Source organism: Methylobacterium sp. CM6247, assembly GCF_054817925.1.
Window position 1 is genome coordinate 679,325 of sequence record NZ_JBTXKX010000003.1, and the last position, 17,329, is coordinate 696,653.

Annotated in this window: 15 protein-coding genes; 6 read left to right on the plus strand and 9 right to left on the minus strand. The window is 68.7% G+C overall.

Features of this window, described 5'->3' with window-relative positions:
• Positions 1 to 43: 43 nt before the first annotated feature.
• The 6 genes from ACYQOP_RS04030 to ACYQOP_RS04055 all read right to left on the minus strand — a co-directional run bounded on the left by ACYQOP_RS04030 (position 44) and on the right by ACYQOP_RS04055 (position 4,693).
• Positions 44 to 298 carry a BrnA antitoxin family protein gene (locus ACYQOP_RS04030; RefSeq protein ID WP_461221257.1) on the minus strand — a complete coding sequence of 85 codons (255 nt, stop codon included), beginning with the start codon at positions 296 to 298 and terminating at the stop codon, positions 44 to 46.
• Positions 299 to 327: 29 nt separating this feature from the next.
• Positions 328 to 558, minus strand: coding sequence for a hypothetical protein (locus tag ACYQOP_RS04035; protein WP_056427912.1), 231 nt, complete (start codon positions 556 to 558; stop codon positions 328 to 330).
• A 307-nt stretch (positions 559 to 865) separates the two neighbouring features.
• Entirely contained in the window at positions 866 to 1,039 is a 174-nt protein-coding gene (locus ACYQOP_RS04040; protein WP_461221258.1) for a hypothetical protein, read from the minus strand.
• Complete coding sequence (locus tag ACYQOP_RS04045; RefSeq protein ID WP_461221260.1) at positions 1,036 to 2,304, minus strand: arsenic transporter; 1,269 nt, start codon at positions 2,302 to 2,304, stop codon at positions 1,036 to 1,038. The genes ACYQOP_RS04040 and ACYQOP_RS04045 overlap by 4 nt, the downstream gene beginning before the upstream one ends.
• 159 nt (positions 2,305 to 2,463) lie before the next feature.
• Complete coding sequence (locus tag ACYQOP_RS04050; protein ID WP_461221261.1) at positions 2,464 to 3,786, minus strand: MFS transporter; 1,323 nt, start codon at positions 3,784 to 3,786, stop codon at positions 2,464 to 2,466.
• Positions 3,787 to 4,036: 250 nt separating this feature from the next.
• Complete coding sequence (locus ACYQOP_RS04055; RefSeq protein ID WP_461221262.1) at positions 4,037 to 4,693, minus strand: DNA-binding protein; 657 nt, start codon at positions 4,691 to 4,693, stop codon at positions 4,037 to 4,039.
• Positions 4,694 to 4,848: 155 nt separating this feature from the next.
• Here ACYQOP_RS04055 and ACYQOP_RS04060 point away from each other — a divergent pair, with 155 nt between their 5' ends.
• The 3 genes from ACYQOP_RS04060 (at position 4,849) to ACYQOP_RS04070 (ending at position 8,324) form a co-directional block, all read left to right on the plus strand.
• Positions 4,849 to 5,517 carry a response regulator gene (locus tag ACYQOP_RS04060; RefSeq protein ID WP_461221263.1) on the plus strand — a complete coding sequence of 223 codons (669 nt, stop codon included), beginning with the start codon at positions 4,849 to 4,851 and terminating at the stop codon, positions 5,515 to 5,517.
• Positions 5,514 to 6,914, plus strand: a complete 1,401-nt coding sequence (locus tag ACYQOP_RS04065) for an ATP-binding protein (protein ID WP_461221264.1) — start codon at positions 5,514 to 5,516, stop codon at positions 6,912 to 6,914. Before ACYQOP_RS04060 ends, ACYQOP_RS04065 begins: the two co-directional genes overlap by 4 nt.
• A 222-nt stretch (positions 6,915 to 7,136) precedes the next feature.
• Positions 7,137 to 8,324, plus strand: coding sequence for an FAD-dependent oxidoreductase (locus ACYQOP_RS04070; protein WP_461221265.1), 1,188 nt, complete (start codon positions 7,137 to 7,139; stop codon positions 8,322 to 8,324).
• Between the two features lie 6 nt (positions 8,325 to 8,330).
• Here ACYQOP_RS04070 and ACYQOP_RS04075 read toward each other — a convergent pair whose 3' ends face one another.
• Positions 8,331 to 9,842: a glucosamine inositolphosphorylceramide transferase family protein gene (locus ACYQOP_RS04075; RefSeq protein ID WP_461221266.1), complete on the minus strand. Its 1,512-nt coding sequence runs from the start codon at positions 9,840 to 9,842 to the stop codon at positions 8,331 to 8,333.
• 302 nt (positions 9,843 to 10,144) lie between these two features.
• Here ACYQOP_RS04075 and ACYQOP_RS04080 point away from each other — a divergent pair, with 302 nt between their 5' ends.
• Positions 10,145 to 12,256 carry a GumC family protein gene (locus ACYQOP_RS04080; protein WP_461221267.1) on the plus strand — a complete coding sequence of 704 codons (2,112 nt, stop codon included), beginning with the start codon at positions 10,145 to 10,147 and terminating at the stop codon, positions 12,254 to 12,256.
• Between the two features lie 61 nt (positions 12,257 to 12,317).
• Positions 12,318 to 13,568 carry a VpsF family polysaccharide biosynthesis protein gene (locus tag ACYQOP_RS04085; RefSeq protein ID WP_311275880.1) on the plus strand — a complete coding sequence of 417 codons (1,251 nt, stop codon included), beginning with the start codon at positions 12,318 to 12,320 and terminating at the stop codon, positions 13,566 to 13,568.
• On the opposite strand, the gene ACYQOP_RS04090 is transcribed toward ACYQOP_RS04085, so the two are convergent.
• Positions 13,528 to 14,781 carry a glycoside hydrolase family 5 protein gene (locus ACYQOP_RS04090; RefSeq protein ID WP_461221268.1) on the minus strand — a complete coding sequence of 418 codons (1,254 nt, stop codon included), beginning with the start codon at positions 14,779 to 14,781 and terminating at the stop codon, positions 13,528 to 13,530. The genes ACYQOP_RS04085 and ACYQOP_RS04090 overlap by 41 nt on opposite strands.
• Positions 14,778 to 16,007 (minus strand): DUF1972 domain-containing protein, encoded by a 1,230-nt coding sequence (locus tag ACYQOP_RS04095; RefSeq protein ID WP_461221270.1) that lies wholly within the window; start codon positions 16,005 to 16,007, stop codon positions 14,778 to 14,780. Before ACYQOP_RS04095 ends, ACYQOP_RS04090 begins: the two co-directional genes overlap by 4 nt.
• Positions 16,008 to 16,173: 166 nt before the next feature.
• On the opposite strand from ACYQOP_RS04095, the gene ACYQOP_RS04100 reads away from it, so the two are divergent.
• A complete protein-coding gene (locus ACYQOP_RS04100; protein ID WP_461221271.1) occupies positions 16,174 to 17,325 on the plus strand; it encodes a glycosyltransferase family 4 protein in 1,152 nt (383 codons plus the stop codon).
• Positions 17,326 to 17,329 lie beyond the last annotated feature (4 nt).

Below are 17,329 nucleotides of genomic sequence, written 5' to 3' on the forward strand. Positions count from 1 at the left end.
CGCCTGCCGAAGGCGGGCCGGACCGTCTGAGTTCGGTCGGCCTCTACAGTCCGACGATACGCTTCAGCGCAGCGTTGATCCGGTCCTGCCAGCCGGGACCGTCCTTCTGAAAATGCTCCAGCACGGCTCTGTCGAGGCGCAGGGACACCATCTCGCGGGCGCCGGGCGGGCTGAGCGGCGCGGCGGGGGCGCGTTCGGCGGGTTTGGGGGCGTCGGGCGCCTTGGTGGTGGCGGCCTTGAAGGCGGCTTCCGCCGCCTGGCGGGGGTCGCTGGCGCGACGGGTCCGATCGAATGCCATGGGTCGGTTTCCTGGTGAGGCTCTCTGGCTCAGCTCGCGGAGCGCTTGCGCTTGGGTGCCGGCGCGGGAGCGGCGGCCTTCGCCTCGGCATCGGCGGCTTCCTTGGCGAGGCGAAGCGCGCGAAGCTTCACGGTGCGCTCGTCGATGGCCTTCACCGATTGCAGATGCTCCGCCATCGCCTCGGCGCCTTCCTTGGCCATCCGTTCGGCGCGCTCGGCGCGCTCTTCGGAACGGGTCCGGGCGTCAGTTTCGTCGCTCATCGTCGTCCTTCCTCGCTCCCCTCGCCCCGCGTACCATCCTTCGATCGCATCATCCGGCCCTGGCAAGGGCTGCATCGGCGAAGTCGCCGCTCGCGCCCGCTCGCGCGGCGCGTGACATCGACGATCTTGGCGGGTGCCAGCGGATGGGAAAACCCACGATCGGCGGCAAGGGAGGGTGATCCACACACCCTTCGCACGGGACCGGCTTCAGGCGGGATTATCGGGGCATAGCACGTCCGGAGGCCAAAAAGCGAACCCTGGCAAGGACCCGCCGGGGCAATGCTGACAAATCCCGGTGGATGGCCCGTCAGAACGCCGCGATGAGACCGATTCCGGCGACCGTCAGCACGGCGCCCGCGATCCGTGCCTTACCCGCACGGTGCTCTCGCATTCCGAGCCCGCCGAAATGGTCGATGGCCAGGATGAAGCGATGGAGCAGGGCCGGGCTCAGGTCGGAGCGTTTTCGAACGGAGGAGATCACGGCAGGAGGAGGAGGCCGGCCAGCGCCAAGATCAGGGCCGGAGGCATCACCAGGAGGCCGAGCGTGAGGAAGCGCCAGAAGCCGACATTCTCGCCTTCGCGACGGATGGCGGTGAGCCACAGGATGGTGGCGAGGGATCCGGTGACCGACAGGTTGGGGCCGAGATCGATGCCGATGAGGATCGCCCCGGCGACTTTCTCGGAGACATCGGCCTGCTGCACGGCCGCCCCCGCGATCAGGCCGGCCGGCAGGTTGTTGACGAGATTGGAGAGTACCGCCACGAGCGTGCCGCCGCCCCAGGCGGCCGCATCCGGCGAGATCTCGGCCGCGCGCTTCAGATGATCGGCGACCATGGTCAGCACGCCGGTCTTCTCCAAGGCCTCGACCAGAACGAACAGGCCGGCCACCAGGGGCAGTACGCCCCAGGACACGTCCTTGATGATCTCGACCGCTCCACCGCGCTTGATCGCAAGGACGAGGAGCGTCGTGGCGAGCCCGGCGATGAAGGTCGGTAGGCCGAGTTCGAGATCGTAGGCCGAGGCGGCGATGAGCGCCCCGGCGGTGGCGACGATGCCGAGACCGGCGACTTTGCCTGTGCCCGAGAGCGGTGTCGCCGCAACGTCCTTCGCAATCAATTGCCGCCGCAGGACCGAGTTCTGGGTCAGGCGCAGAACGATGTAGGTGGCGACGATGGCCAGGGCCGAAGGCAGGGCGAACCGGGCGAGCCATTCCATGAGCGGCGGCATGTGCGCGGCGTAGACGACGAGGTTGGCCGGGTTCGAGATCGGCAGCACGAAGCTCGCCGCGTTGGCGATGAAGGCGCAGATGAAGAGGTAGGGCAGAGGCTCGGCCTCCGCCGCCTTGGCCGCCGCATAGACCGCCGGCGTCAGCACCACGGCGCAGGCATCGTTCGAGAGGAACACCGTGACCACGATGCCGACGAGGTAGACGAGCAGGAACAGGCGCGTCGCCGATCCCCTGGCCTGGCGCACGGCGATGCCGGCGAGCCAGTCGAAGAGCCCCTCCTTCCTGGCGATCTCGGCAAGCAGCATCATGCCGACGAGAAACAGGTAGACATCCGTCCCCTTGCGCACACCGTCCCAGGCCGAGTCCGGCGAGATCAGGCCCAGCACCAGCAGCGCCCCGGCGCCGAGCACGGCCCAGACCGCCTCCGGCCAGGCGAAAGGCCGGGTGATGACCCCGAGCGTCGCCAGTCCGGCGATGATCCAGATCGCCAGATGAGGCGCCACGGGAAGTGCGAACATGGGCGGACGAGATCCTGTCTGGGGCGGAGAACCGGTGCCACGGGGCCAGTACCGTTCGTTTCGGCACGAGCCCCTGCTTGGTACGGAGGAGGCCCTCTTCTAACCAGATGCCGATGTAAGCCCCGGAGCATCCGATCCCGTTCGAGACCGGTCGCCCGGTCAGGCGGGGGAGACCACCATCGGCTCCGACCCACCTGAACTCGGGGGCTTCGAGGTAGTCGTCGGCGGCTCGAAGCCGTAGGTTTCCGGCATGGCCACGAGGTAGAGGACGAACCCCGCCGCCGCGATGCCGGCCAGGACCAGGAACGCCGTCGAATATCCCGCCGACACGATGATCAGACCCGCCAGTGTCGCCGAGAACGAGGCGCCGAGCCCCTGCGTCGTCGCGACAGCCCCCTGCGAGACGTTGAACCGTCCGGTGCCTCGGGTGAGGTCGGCGACGACGATGGGGAAGAGCGCGCCGTAGATGCCGGCCCCGATCCCGTCGAGGAGCTGGACGGCAACGAGGTAGAACGGATTGTCCGAGAAGGTGTAGAGCACACCCCGGATGGCGAGCACGCCGAAGGCCACGAGGAAGATCGGCTTGCGCCCGATCGCGTCGGCCTTGGCGCCGACGAAGACCGCCACCGGCACCATGACGAACTGTGCGGCCACGATGCAGACCGAGATGAGCGAGGTCGCGCTCTCCTTGCCGGACAGCTTGGTCAGCAACTGGCCCACCGAGGTCAGCATCGCCGCGTTGGACAAGTGGAAGATCGCCGCCAGTAATGCGAACAGCATCAGGGTGCGGTTCTGCAGCAAGGCCCGGATTCCGGAGGTTTGCTCACCGCCCTCCTCCGCCGATTCGTCGAGGCCGCGCGCGAGATCGTCGTCGATATCTTTGGCCGGCACCATCAGCATGGCGCCGACGCTCAGGACCGCGAGCACGGCCATGAGCCAGAACACCACGATGGGTCCGAAGAAATAGGCCGTCGAGCCGGCAATTGCCGCCGAGACTGCATTGCCCGCATGGTTGAAGCCCTCGTTGCGGCCGATGCGCTTGGAGAACATCTTCGGCCCGACCACGCCGAGGGTGATCGCCGCGAGCGCCGGAGGGAACACCGCCCCGGCGATGCCGGCCACGGACTGGGTCGCGGCCACCAGATAGAAATTGGTGACGAAGGGAAGGAGCAGGCAGCTCGCCGTGACAGCCAGCGCCCCGGCAATGACGATGGCGCGCTTGTGGTTGGTCCGGTCGATCAGAGCCCCGGCCGGCGTCTGCGCGATCAGTCCGGCGATGCCGGCGATCGTCATGATCATTCCCGTCGTCGCCTCGTCCCAACCCTGGTCGGGACCGCGCACGGCGATGAGGTAGATGGCGAGATAGGGGCCGAGCCCGTCGCGGACATCGGCGAGGAAGAAGTTAAGGGCGTCGAGCCCGCGCAGCGTCCGCTGCGACGGGGCACGCACGCGAGTCTGGTCGGCGGCCGTGTGGCTCGTCATCCGATCGATCCTTGGCGGGAATGTCGTGTTGGGGGGATCGATCGTCGCGCGTCCATGGCCGGCGAGCCGCGACCTTGCGTCGATCGCAGCGGCAAGTAGCGAGCCGAAACGATGGTTCCTGGCCGCCGCCTGAAATCTCCGTGAACGCAGCCGCACGCTCGCGGCCGGCGACCCATCCTGGACGGAACGGCTCGCCCCGGCGGCCTTCTTCCATCGGCGAGGAAGAAGCCACCGGCGGCGGCACGTGGTGTCAGAAGCTACGCTTCTCGCGGATGTCGCCGTCGAACCCGACATGGAGCAGGCGCTCGCGCCCGTCCTGGCCCTTGGCCGCCATGTCGAGATGGCGCGGACCGCGCCCGGTGACGCGGATGTCGGAATAGCCGGCGGCCTCGACCTTCGCGGTGAGCGCGGGTGCATCGATCTCGGGGCCGAGGCCGACCTTGTCCTTCGCCCAGTCGAGGCCACCGGGCTTCGGGCCCCGCGCCGGACCGAGCACCACCGTCTTGCCATCGGCTCGGGTGAGGAGGGTGGCGTGGAGGAAGCCGTTCTCGAAGCGGCCCTGCACCGTGACTGCCTCACCCTTGGTGACGAGGGTGCCGCCCTCGCCCTGCTTGCCGGTCTCGACCAGGGCACGGCCGGAGCCGTCCTGCAGGATGAACTTGTTGCCGAAGATCTCCGCCACCTCGCCCTTGGCCGCGATGGCGGCGGAAGGAGCGAGTTGTGCGACGGTGACCGGCGCGACGGGGGTGAGGGTCACGCCGGAATTCTGCGCCAGGGAAAGGCCGACGGCCCCGAAAGCGAGGGGAGCCGCGATGGCGCCGACGATCCAGCCGCGGCGCGAGCGGCGCGGGGCGGCGGGGCTCGGCATCTCGGTGGCGGTTCCGTCGATGGTCTTCTCGGTCGTCATGGTGTCGATGTCCTGGAAAAGCGGATCCCCTCTCGGGTTGACGCCGTTCTAGGCTCGCCCCTCCAACCCGATCTGAACCGCGCGGTTCAGCCCCGGTTAAAGCGCGGCGCGTAGGCGCCGGGGCTGCCCCTGCATCCCCAAGGATACGGATTCCGATGAAACTCCTTCTGGTGGAGGACGATGCGGCGCTCGCGGCCGAAATCGCCAAGGCCCTGCGCGCCGAGAATTTCGCCCTCGACCATGCGGTGAATGGCGAGGACGGCCAGCATCTCGGCGAGACGGAGACCTACGACGCCGTGGTGCTCGACCTCGGCCTGCCCAAGCGCGATGGCGTCTCGGTGCTCCAGGCCTGGCGGGCCGCCGGGCGGACCGTGCCGGTGCTGATCCTCACGGCGCGGGACGGCTGGAGCGACAAGGTCGCGGGCTTCAAGGCGGGGGCGGACGACTATCTCGTGAAGCCGTTCCGGGTGGAGGAACTCGTCATCCGCCTGCGGGCCCTGGTGCGCCGCGCCTCGGCGCACGGGGCCAACCGGATCGTCTGCGAGCCTCTCACCTACGATGCCGGCCTCGGCACGTTCGAGCGGGATGGCCTGCCCCTGAAGCTGACCGGGCTCGAATGGCGGGTGCTCTCCTGCCTGATCCTGCGCAAGGACGGGGTCGTACCCCGCGGCCAGCTGATCGAGCGGGTCTATGACGGCGACGCGGAGGTGGATTCCAATTCGGTGGAGGTCATCATCACGCGCCTGCGCCGCAAGATCGCGCCGGCCCGGATCGAGGGCGTGCGCGGCCACGGCTACCAGCTCCTGCCGGGAGAAGCGGCGTGACCCCGCCACATCCTCCCCACGGGCCGGTTTCCCACGGGCCGCCTCATGCGCATCGCGGATCCCTTCAACGGCGCCTGATCCTCGCCGCCCTCGTCCTCGTTACCGTCGCCCTCATGGTGGCGGGAATCGCCATCGGCTTCATCCTGCACCGCTTCGTGCGGGGCCAGCTCGACAGCCGCCTCGACAGTCAGATCGTCGCCATCGCATCGAGCCTCGAGCGGGGCCGCGACGGCCGCCTCGCCCTCGGGCGCAACCTCGACGGCCCGCCCTTCGACCGCGACCGGTCGGGCTGGTCCTGGCAGGTCCGGCAGGGCGACGCGATCCTTCGCTCCGGCTCCCTGGAAGGCCGCGACCTCACCGTCCCCGAAGACGACCGCCCGGATGGCGGGGGCCGCCACCGCGACCGTCCCCGCCCGGCCGACGCCGTCGATCCGTGGGGCAACCCGGTGATCCTGCGCATTCTCACCCTTCCGGATGCGGCGGGGATCGGCCCGGCGACGATCGTCGCCTCAGCGCCCATGGCGGCCCTGCGCGGCCCCGTCCGCGAGGCGAGCCTTACCCTGGCGCTGATCCTCGTAGTGCTCGGCCTCTGCCTCCTCGCCGGCCTCGTCGCGCAGGTGCGCCTCGGCCTCCGACCGCTGGAACGCCTGCGCCGGGACCTCGCCGAGGTGCGCGCCGGCCAGCGCACACAGGTGCCGGAAACGCAGCCTGCCGAGATCCGCCCCCTGGTACGCGAGGTGAACGCGCTGCTCGGCGAAAACGCGGCGAATCTCGAACGGGCGCGCACCCATGTCGCCAACCTCGCCCATGGGTTGAAGACGCCGCTCGCGACCCTGACGATGGCGCTTCGGGATGGGGAGCGGGACCCCGACGGCCGGCTGGCGACCCTGGTTTCGGGGATGGATGGGCAGATCCGCCATCATCTGCGCCGCGCCCGCACGGCGGCCCTGGGCGGGGCCACCCGCGAGAGGACGGCGCTGGACGCGCCCGTAGCCGATCTACGCGCCACCTTCGCGCGGCTCTACGCCGACAAGGGCATCGCCTTCGCCGTGGAGGTACCGGATGGCATGGCCGTGGCGTGCGACGGCCAAGATGTCGACGAAATGCTCGGCAACCTCATCGACAATGCCTGCCGCTGGTGCCGGGCGCGGGTTCGGATCGCCGCCTCTCTCTCCGAACGAGGCGTCACCGTCACCGTGGAGGATGACGGGCCGGGTCTCGACGCGGATGCGGCTGCCGGGGTCCTCGGGCGCGGCAAACGTCTGGACGAGACAGTACCCGGCCACGGGTTCGGCCTGTCGATTACTACGGAACTGGCAGAACTCTATGGCGGCTCGCTCCGCCTCGATCGCGGGACCTTCCATGGTCTTCGCGCCCGGCTCGACTTGCCGGCCTGACTCCATGTGGCGGTCTGAATGGCCTCTCGCGAAATGGCGATTTCAACCGCACGGATTCTTTAGAGAGACGGCGCACCTTGAACGGGACCAAGCGGGCGGCATATCCCCTGCTGTGAAGGGTCGTCCCGCTCCGCATGCGCCTCGCCTTCGTCTCTGGATGGCACGATGGGGATACAGGGCGGAGGACAGGTGGCCCATTCGGGCTCGGGCGGGAGGTTCTGAATGTCTGAGATCCACCACGACGTCATCGTCATCGGCGCAGGCCTCGCTGGAACCACCGCGACCATCGCGCTCGCCAATGCCGGGTACGACACGGCGATCATCGACACCCACGCGGTCTATCCCCCCGATTTCCGGGCGGAGAAGCTCGGCGTGCCGCAGATGGACCTGTTCGAGAAGCTCGGCTTCGGCGAACTGGCGCGGGCCGTGACGACGCCGGTGGACGAGGTCTGCGTCACGCGCTTCGGCCATCTGGTCTCGCGCCATGCCGTGCGCGAATACGGTGTCCACTACACACCCCTCATCAACGACCTGCGCAACGCCCTGCCCGCCTCCTCGCCCCTCGTGGTCGCGCGCGTGGCGGAGATCGAGACCGGCCCGGAACGGCAGACGGTCACCCTCGCCGATGGCAGCGTGCGCACCGCGCGGCTGGTGCTTCTGGCCACCGGGCTCGGTGACGTGCTTCGGCGGAAGGTCGGTATCGGCAGGACCATGATCAGCGAGAAGCACTCCCTGTGCTTCGGCTTCGACATGGCGGCCCCGCCCTCGTCCTTCGGCTTCGAATCCCTCACCTATTACGGCGAGGGCGCGGACAATGCGGTGGCCTATGTCACGCTCTTTCCCATCGGCCCGACGATGCGGGCCAATCTCTTCGTCTATCGCGCACTCTCCGATCCCTGGGTGAAGGAGTTCCGCAAATCGCCCGAGGCACTGATGAGGCAGGCCATGCCCGGCCTCGCCCGCCTCTGCCCGGACCTCACCGTCACGGGCCCCGTGGAGATGCGCCCCATCGATGTCGTCCAGGCGGCCGATGCGGAACGCGACGGGGTCGTGCTCCTGGGAGACGCCTTCCTGACCCCATGTCCGATCCCCGGGACCGGGATCGGAAAGGTGCTGACCGATGTCGACCGGCTCTGCTCCGAGCATCTGCCGCGCTGGTTCGCCACCCCGGGAATGGGCAAGGACAAGATCGCCGAATTCTACGCCGACCCGATCAAGCAGACCTCCGACCGGCAATGCCTTCAGGCGAGCCTCTATGCCCGCCAGATCACAATCGGCAGCGGCGCCGTATGGACCTTGCGGCGCCTGCGCAACCGCGTCGGCCGCTACGGCCTGCACGCCCTCCACCTGCTGCGCACGGCCTTCGCCAAGTCGCGCGGACCGGCGATCGGGCGCACCAAGACCGTCTGAGCCGGGCTATCGCCCCCTGCGCCAACGGGGGGAGCGGGCCGAGCCGTCGATGAATTCGAAGGTCGAGGTGCGGTTGAGGGTGTGGAGACGCGTACCGGGAAAGAGCGGACTCGACCGCAGGATCGTCTCCACGGTCTGCGCATAACCCTCGTCGTCGAGGCGGTCGATCCGTGCGAGCGCCAGGGCCTCGCCATAACCCAGGCGGCAATCCTGGACCGGGCGGATCAGGGCGCCGTCCCGCTCGACGATGCGTCCCGCCGGCCGCGCCGAGGCGATATCGATGAGGACCGGGTTGTGCGCGTGCGGCGTCCAGGGCCCACGGAAATCCGGGGCAGACCAGAGATGCAGGCTGTCATGGTAGGAGCCGAGGACCGTCCCTCCGCCGACATCGCCGGCCTGATCGCGCACCGTTGCGAACATCCACCAGCGGCCGTCCCGCTCCAGCAGGGTCGGATCGCTGACGGTGATGCCGCTGATCAGCGTCGCTTCCTTGACCCATCCGCCGGGAAAAGCAGTCGCGCGGTAGAGGTCGACCGTGCCGTTGGCGCAGCTCTCCGGGATCATCCAGAACGCCCCCTCGCGCTCGAACACGAACGGGTAGGACAGGTGATGCGGCTCCTCCAGCACCGGGACCGGCGTTCCGACCGGGCCGTTCGCATCGAAGGCCACCGCCGAGATCAGCGCCTTGCCCGTCGCGTGCGGGAAATCCTCGACGAAGAGGATCGTGCGGCCCTCGTGCTCGATCCCGAAGGGATCGGCGTAGAAGCGCAGGCCGTCATCCGCCAGGTCGCGCCAGCCCGATGAAGGATGGGCGCGCAGATCGATGAGATCGGGGCCGGCCAACCTGCGCCAGCCGACGCGCCAGTGCGGGGCGCGGTAGCAGAGGTAATAGAGACGCCGGACGACGAGCCGCGCCGCCATTTTCGCGGCGCGGGTGCCGATCGTCTTCACGGTCAGGGCGGGCGCCTCGGGCGACACTGGGACGCCGTCCCGGAGAAGCGGCCGGGCGCCCGACAGCGCGCCGACGATGAGCGTCATGCTGCGGATCAGCCCATCCTCGAACGCGGTGAGCATGGTGCCGCGATCCTCGGCTCCGAAGCGCCCGGAGGCGATGATCCTGCCATCCGTGGAGAGGGCCGCGACGGGAGAGCGGCCGGCGAGAAGCGCTGCGATAAGCGCGCCCTCGCCCGCCACCCCGTCGAAGCCGAGGCGCCAGACCGGAAGGTCCGAGCCGCCCTCCGCATCGCCGCAGAGATCGAGGATGCAGGACGCAGCCGCCGTGGGTTCGGAATAAGCAGCGAATGCGCTCCCCGGAACGGGGGCGGACAGACCGCCGAGTGACAGCCGGTTCAGCAGGGCTTCGAGGCGGAACAGCAACGCGGCGTTGTCCGGCAGGCCCCCCGGCCCTGGTGAGCGGTCGACCTCCACTTCGAGTCCGGGAAGTGCTGCGAGCCGTTCCAAAAGGCAGAGATGCCAGCGGCGGGGGGCGCGTCCATCCAGCCTCAGTCGCAGGCGCATCGTCGATCCCCAGACAGTCGAAAGCCGAGGCCGATGGCCGCGGGCCGGTGGGATCGGTCCGACCCTGGACGTTTCCTCATTCTGCCAGGTTACGGCATCACGATTGAGAAACCCTTCACCGCCATCGGCGCGAAGGGGCCGCGGGAGGGAGATGTTAATGTTTCACTAACCATATATTGGAGGGAACGGGCGAAGATCGGTGAAATCCCCAGGTGTTGGTGAATCGTCAGTAAAATCAGATCATGCCTATATCTGAAGGACGGGCTGTATCCCGGTCACGGCCCGAGCATCCGATGGCACAGATGGACAGACACATCGCGGCGGCGGATTGGATCAGTCGATCGAGCATCGACCGGCCACCCCCGTCCGAGCCCGACAAGAGCGCCGAGATCGGGGATCTCTGGCGCATTCTGTACGTGCGCCGGGCTTGGGTGCTCGGAACCGCCGCTCTGCTCACCTTCATCGCGGTGGCCTACGGCTTCCTCGCGCCGCCGCTCTATGCGGCCACCGCCCAGATTCTGATCGACCCGCGCGACAAGCAGATCGTCACCAACGACGTCAATCCAGTGGCGATGGCGCCGGATGGCGGCGTGATCCAGGTCGAGAGCCAGGCGCGCGTGATCGAATCCGATTCGGTCCTGACCCGGGCGGCCCGCGAGGCCGGATTGCTCGATGACCCAGATTTCGGCGGCGTCGGCAGCGGCTTCATCAGCTGGACCCTGCGCACCCTCCAGGGCGAAAGTTCCGCCCCGAGCACCGATGCCGCCGCCGAGGCCCGGGCCGTCCGCGCCCTGCGGCGCAAGCTATCGGTGAAGCGCGCCGACAAGGTCTTCGTGGTGGATGTCGTCGTCACCGCCGGCAACCCGGACAAGGCCGCCCGGATCGTCAACGCCATCGCCAGCGCCTACCTCAAGGACCAGACCTCCTCCCGTGCGGATGCGGCCGCGCGGGCCTCGGCCGAATTGGGCGCGCGCCTCGACGACCTGCGCAAGCGCGTGAACGTCGCCGAGAACAAGGTCGAGAAGTTCAAGGCCGAGAACGGGTTGATCACGGCGAGCGGCCAGCTCATCAGCGAACAGCAATTGGCCGAGAGCAACAACCGCATCGTCGCCGCCCGCGCCCGCACGGCGGAGGCGCGCACCCGGCTGCAGCAGATCAAGGATGCGCGCGGTACCGCGTTCGGACCGGACACGGCCCCGGAAGCGATCCAGTCCGCGGTGATCGAGCGGCTGCGCAGCCAATATGCGGAGCTCGCGAGCAAGGAAGCGGATCTTCGCACCCAGCTCGGCAACCGTCACCCCTTCATCGAGTCGGTGCGGACCCAGATGCAGGACGTCAAGCGCCTGACCGAGACGGAGCTGAGCCGCATCGCCCGCTCGGCCGAGACGGATTACCAGCGCGCCGTCGCCAACGAGAAAGCGCTGACCTCGAATCTCGACGAGTTGAAGCGGGGCTCCATCGTCACCGGCGAAGCCTCCGTGCGCCTGCGTGAGCTCGAACGCGAGGTGGATACCAGCCGGGCCGTCTACGGCAACTTCCTCAGCCGTTCGCGCGAGATCCAGGAACAGACCGGCATCGACACCACCAATGCCCGCGTCATCAGCTGGGCCCGTCCGCCCGCCGAGCGGAGCTGGCCCCTGCGCCTCCTCCTGTTCGTCGGCGGGCTCGTGAGCGGCCTAGGCCTAGGGGCCGGCCTCGCCTTCGTGCGCGAGTATCTCGACCCCACCGTCCTCTCCCGGCGCCAGATGGAACGGCTCTCGCACACGTCCGTGGTCGCCACCTATCCGGAGTTCAAGGCGGGAAGCGAGCGTCCGGCCAGCGTCGCCGCGAGCCTCACCCTCGACCGGCTGTCCAGCGTGCGCGGCCAGATCCACCCGCCGGGCCAGGCGTTGAGCGTGCTCGTCACCTCGGCGGCCTCCGATGCGGCGGACCGGCGCTCGACACTTCACCTGCTCGCGGCCGTGGCGACGGCGCGCGGCGAGCGGGTTCTCCTCGTGGATGCGGATCTCGAAGCGACGCCGGAGCATAAGGCCTACGGCCCCGGCCTCATCGAGGTCCTGCGCGGCGAGGCCGGGATGGCGGCAGCGGCCAAGTCGGATCCCGAGAGCGGTGCCGCGCGGATCGGCATCGGCGATACCGCCAGGGCCTCGCGCGAGGCTCTGAGCCGGGTCAATATCGAGCAGTTCCTCGCCGCTGCCAAATCGAGCTTCGACCTCATTCTCATCGATGGCGGCGTGCTCACCGGAAATCTGCGTATCGGGCCCCTGGCCTCGGCCAGCGACCGGTTGCTGATCGTGGCGAAGAACGGCGCCACGCGTCAGCGCGACCTCCTCGACATCCTCGACGTCTCGGAAGTGCTGGGCCGTCCGGTCTCGGGCAGCCTCTTCGTCGACCGCTACGCTGCGGCGGCGTGACGGGCTGAGCATGAGGAGCGCGCTCCATTACCCGGCTCGACCACGGAGGGAGACCGGAGCGGTGTCGCGCAGCCCGATGCCGTTCGGCCTGATCGCCCTCACCGTGCTGATCCTCGGCGTATCGGGCGGCATGCTGTGGAATGTCGGCATCAATTACGACGGGCTCACGGGTGCGGCCCCGCAGAAGATCCACCCCTCGACCTATCTGGTCCTCGTCCTGTTCGGTTGGGCCGCGCTGAAGTCGGGCAACCCGGCGAGCTACCTCGTCTATGCCGTGCAGGTGCGGCCGGCGGGGATGCTGCTCGCCGTCTGCAGCATCGGGCTTTTCCTGCACATCGTCCTGCGTAGCGGGCCCGGCATGGCGGGAGCGCTGGACACGTTCCTGCTCCCTGGCCTCTTCGCCGTGCTGCTGGCCGATCGCGACGCGCTGACCTGGAGGCGCCTCGAACTGACGGTGCATGCGGTGATGCTCGTCAACGCCCTGCTCGGACTCACCGAATTCGCGACGAAGACCCTGTTCTTTCCCTATCGGTTGGACGGTCAGGTCTTCGCCACGGATACGCGCTCGGCAGCACTTCAGGGGCACCCCCTCGGCAACGCCACCCTCACGGCCTGCTACGTCCTCGCCCTCATCGGGGGAGGCGGACGCATGACGGTTCCACAACGCCTCGCGATGATCGGGCTGCAACTCGCCGCCCTCGTCGCCTTCGGCGGGCGCTCGGCCATGGTAGTCACGTTGATCTTCGGCGGCGGCTACGGTCTCTTCGCCCTGCACAAGGTGCTGAGCGCGGGCCGGATTCCGCTCCTGGCGGCAGCGGCGGGGATCTTCCTGTTCACCCTCGTGCCCCTCGGCATCGGCGGCCTCGCGGCCGGCGGGTTCTTCGACGCGCTGCTCAGCCGGTTCATGGCGGATGGCGGAAGCGCCAATGCCCGCGTGGAGATGCTCGACCTCGTCGCCAGCATTCCGTTTCGCGAATTGCTGGTCGGGCCGGATATGAGTCTCGTGGATTCGCTACGGCGCGTGAGCGGGCTCGAATGGGGCATCGAGAACCCCATCGTCCGAACCCTCGTCTACCAGGGCATCTTCATGACGGTCCTGCTCACTGCCGCGGTGACGCTCTACATGATGGAACTGGTTCGGCATTGCCGCACCGGCACGTTCCTGCCCGTGATCGCCTTCGTCATCCTGGTGAACACGTTCGAAGGGATCGGCGGCAAGACCACGCTCCTGGCCAAATTCGCCATCCTCCTCCTCGGCCTGTTCCACGCGGTCAGCGATCGTCCGCCGGAACGCGCAGACCGAGGGCGGTGACGATGGCCGGATCGAAGCGCTTGCTGGCATCGTCCATCAGCCCCATCCCGTCGAACAGGTTCCAGAAGGCCCAGGGGAAGCCCTCGGCCTCGGCTGCCTCCCGCACGTCGCGGACGTAGCGCGCCCGGTCGTCCGCTTGAGCGGCGACGTAGCGCGCATCGCTGCGCAGGGCGCCGAACTCTCCGAGGACGATATTCGCTGGCGCTATGCCGTGGCGGCGAGCCCATTCCCCCACCATGGCGAGGTGGCGGGCGAGGTATCGTTTGTCCGGCTGGGCGGCGAAGTACTCGCCGAGCTTGGCCTCGGTCAGGGCGTAGGCGTCGCGCTTCGCCTCCGCCGACAGACCGGCATCACCGGCCATCCGGGTCCGCACGGCGGTGAGCGTCGTCTCGAGGCTGCCGGCGGAGGCGGGCCAGGGCACCGCGTTGAGCGCGCGGTAGACCGGCTCCCGCATCCAGGGCGCCCCCTGATGGCTGAACAGGTAGGGCTCGTAATAGTGGAAGGTGAACAGGAGCGGCGCGAAGCGGGCAAGCGGCGCGGGGTCGAGGGCGGTGAGCCCGGTGATCATGCTGCCACAGGCGCCGCAGGCCACGAGGGTCAGACGCGGGGCGACCCGGCGAGCCTCGCCGAGGAGATCGTCCTGGATCGTCAGCCACGATGCCGCGCCGCAATCCTGCGGCGGCTCGTTGACGGGCTCCAGCGCCAGCCGCTCAGGGGCGATCCGCTCCAGCATGCGGGCGAGGTCGGAAACGAAGCGGCGATAGGCGGGAAAGTGCGGCGCGCCGGGATCACCGTAGAAATTCTGAGGGTTCCAGTGATGGGTCGCACCGTTGGCCTGGACATTGACCAGGACCGCGAGATCCGCGCGCAACGCCGCTTCCACCGCGGCCCTGAGCTCGGCCATGAGGCGCTCGCGCTCCTCCGGAGCGGCGGCGGCGAAGGGGCCGGGATCGACGGGCAGGCGCAGGAAGTCGAACCCGGCCGCTCGCAGACGGGCGAGGTCGCGTCCGGTCGGGACGGGCCGGCCCTCTTGGAACGGAGGCGTCCCGTAATCCGTGCGGGGGGCCGGAAATTCCCGCGTCAGGGAGAACCAGGGCCAGGTGTTGACGCCGCGCCTCAGGCGGAGCGGCGCCGGGGCGGCGGCGGCTGGGACCCGTGCCGCCGCCCATGCCGCGGCCGCGAGGATCGCCCTGCGTGTGGGCGCCGGCCTCACGAAGCGCGATCTCGGCTCTGGCCTCCCACCGCCATCGGCATAGGGGCCGGAGGGAGATGGGCGGACGAGGTGCCGAAGTGCTTCGACTCCTGGCCCGCCGGTGCGGCGAAGCCTCCGAGCGCCATGGCCTCGGCCTCGTACTGCTTCAGGATCTCCGACCATTCGAAACGGTCGGCGGCACGGGCGAGCGAGGCGACACCCGCCCTTCTCGCCGCGCCGTCGTCCGCGATCAGGGTTTCGATGTGCCGCTCGCAGGCATCCGCATCGGCGAAGTAGAATTGCTCCTCGCCCGCCGTCCCCCGGTTGAACGGATTGTCATGGGCGATCACGGCGTTGCCTGCCCACAGAGCCTCCACCAGGGACGGGTTGGTGCCGCCCACCGTATGCCCGTGCAGATAGGCCCGCGCATGGAAGCGCAGGGATCTGATTGTCTCGGATTCATAGATGGCGCCGGGAAAGAGGACCTCGTCGCTGGCCGCCTCCCTCACCGCGCGGTGATAGGGATTGCTGTCGGAGAGCGTGCCGAGGACCACGAGCCGCATGCCCCGCACCTTGCGCGAGAAGGCATCGACCATGGTGAGGATGTTGTTGTCGGGCTCGATCCGGGCGATCGAGGTCATGTACCGCCCCGGCTTCAAGCCCATGGCCTCGATGGGCCCGGTCGGCGCCGCCGAGATCGGATCGCCGCCATACGGAATGGTGGCGATGGCGGATCGCGGACGGCGCGTGGCGACGTGATCGGCGATGGCGGGGTGGTCCGCCACGAGGCGGTGCGAAGCCCAGGCGGCGATCCATTCATTGGTCCAGAACCATGCGCGTACCGCCATGGACCATTTCGGCCGCTTCCACTCGATGCCGTCCATATTGGTGATGATCTTCGCGCCGGAGAAGCGCAGATACGGCAGGAAGACCGCCCCGTTATAGCCGAGGACGAGGCTGACGCCGCCCCGCCTGGCGGCGTCGCGCACGCAGTGCCAGTCGAAGTCCAGGGTCGCCCGCGGGCCGCTGGTGGAGACGGCCACATGGATGAGCTCGACGCCCTGCCAAGTGGTCGTGCGGAAACGTTCCGTCACCGCCTCGACCTCGTCCTGGCAATAGACCGCCACGTGCCAGCCGCGCTTCACGAGAAAGAGCGCGAGCTTCTCGGCGAAGGTTTCAAAGCCGCCATGGGATGCGGGAATGCCACGCGTCCCCAGGATCAGCAGCGAGGGCTTGTGCGACGGCATCCGAGTCTCCTTTAGCCCCCAACGGTCCCGAGACGGGACATGAGAATCATCTCCAGGCAACCATGCGCCATGATTACACTGGGCGAGGTTCTTGCTCGGTAACGATTGAAAACATCGTGGCATGTCATCTTGGGGCAGTTGAGGTTGGGATTGAGGTCGAGTCGGCATGCGCATCACCTGCGTCCACCAGGGATACGAGCTCTATGGGTCCGACCGCAGCTTCGTTGAGAGCGTGCGGATCATCCGCGCGGCCTATCCAGCTGCCGTCATCGACGTCGTCCTGCCCCGCACCGGCCCCATCGTGGGTGCCCTCGAAGGCGTTGCCTCGCGGATCGTCTTCGAGCCGCTCTGGATTCTCCGGCGCCGCGACCTGCCGCGCCTCGCCACCCTCGGCCTGCTGACGCTGCCTGTAGCGATGCTGCGCGCCTGGCGGCGGCTACGCGCGAGCGACCTCGTCTATATCAACACCTCGGTGGTGGCGGATTATCTCCTCGCCGCCCGGCTCTGCCCGGGTCGTGCCATCGTGCATGTCCACGAGATCCCGCAGGGCGCCACCCTGAAGCTGCTGCGCGGGCTGATCCGCTGGAGCGGGGCCGACATCGTGTTCAACTCCCGCGCCACCGCAAAGGCCTTCTCGCTGACCTCCAAGGTTGCCATGCGGGTGGTCTATAACGGTATCGCGGGGCCCGAGACGCCACCGGCCTCCACCTATGACGGCTCGCGTCCCCTGCGCCTGCTGATGCTGGGCCGGATCAGCCGCATCAAGGGCCAGGAAATCCTGGTCGAGGCGATCAACTCGCTTCCGCCGGAAGTGCGCGGGCGGATCGAGGTCCGCATCGTCGGCAGCGCCTTCGAGGATACGGCTCGCGAAGAGGCGCTTGCCCGCCAGATCGCCGATGCGGGTCTCGGCTCGATCATCCGCCTCTCCCCCTTCGTCGACGATCCATCCGATCTCTATCGCTGGGCGGACGTGGTGACGGTGCCGTCGCGCCTACCGGAATCCCTCGGCCGCGTGGCGATCGAGGCCATGGCCTATGGCCGCCCGCCCGTCGTATCCCGCATCGGCGGGCTGACGGAAGTGGTCGAGGAAGGGTCGAGCGGCTGGGTCGTCACGCCTGACGATGCGCCGAGCCTGGCTTCCGCTCTGGAGCGCATCGTCACCGATCCAGCTTCCTGGCAGGAATTCCCGGCGGCCGCCCGTGCCCGCTACGCGTCGCTGTTCGGCGAGGAAGCCGCCGCGGAAGGGCTGGTGGCGATGATCCGTGCCCGCATCGGCGGTCGCGCGGGCGCCGATGCCAACACCGTCGCGGCGAGCTGAATCG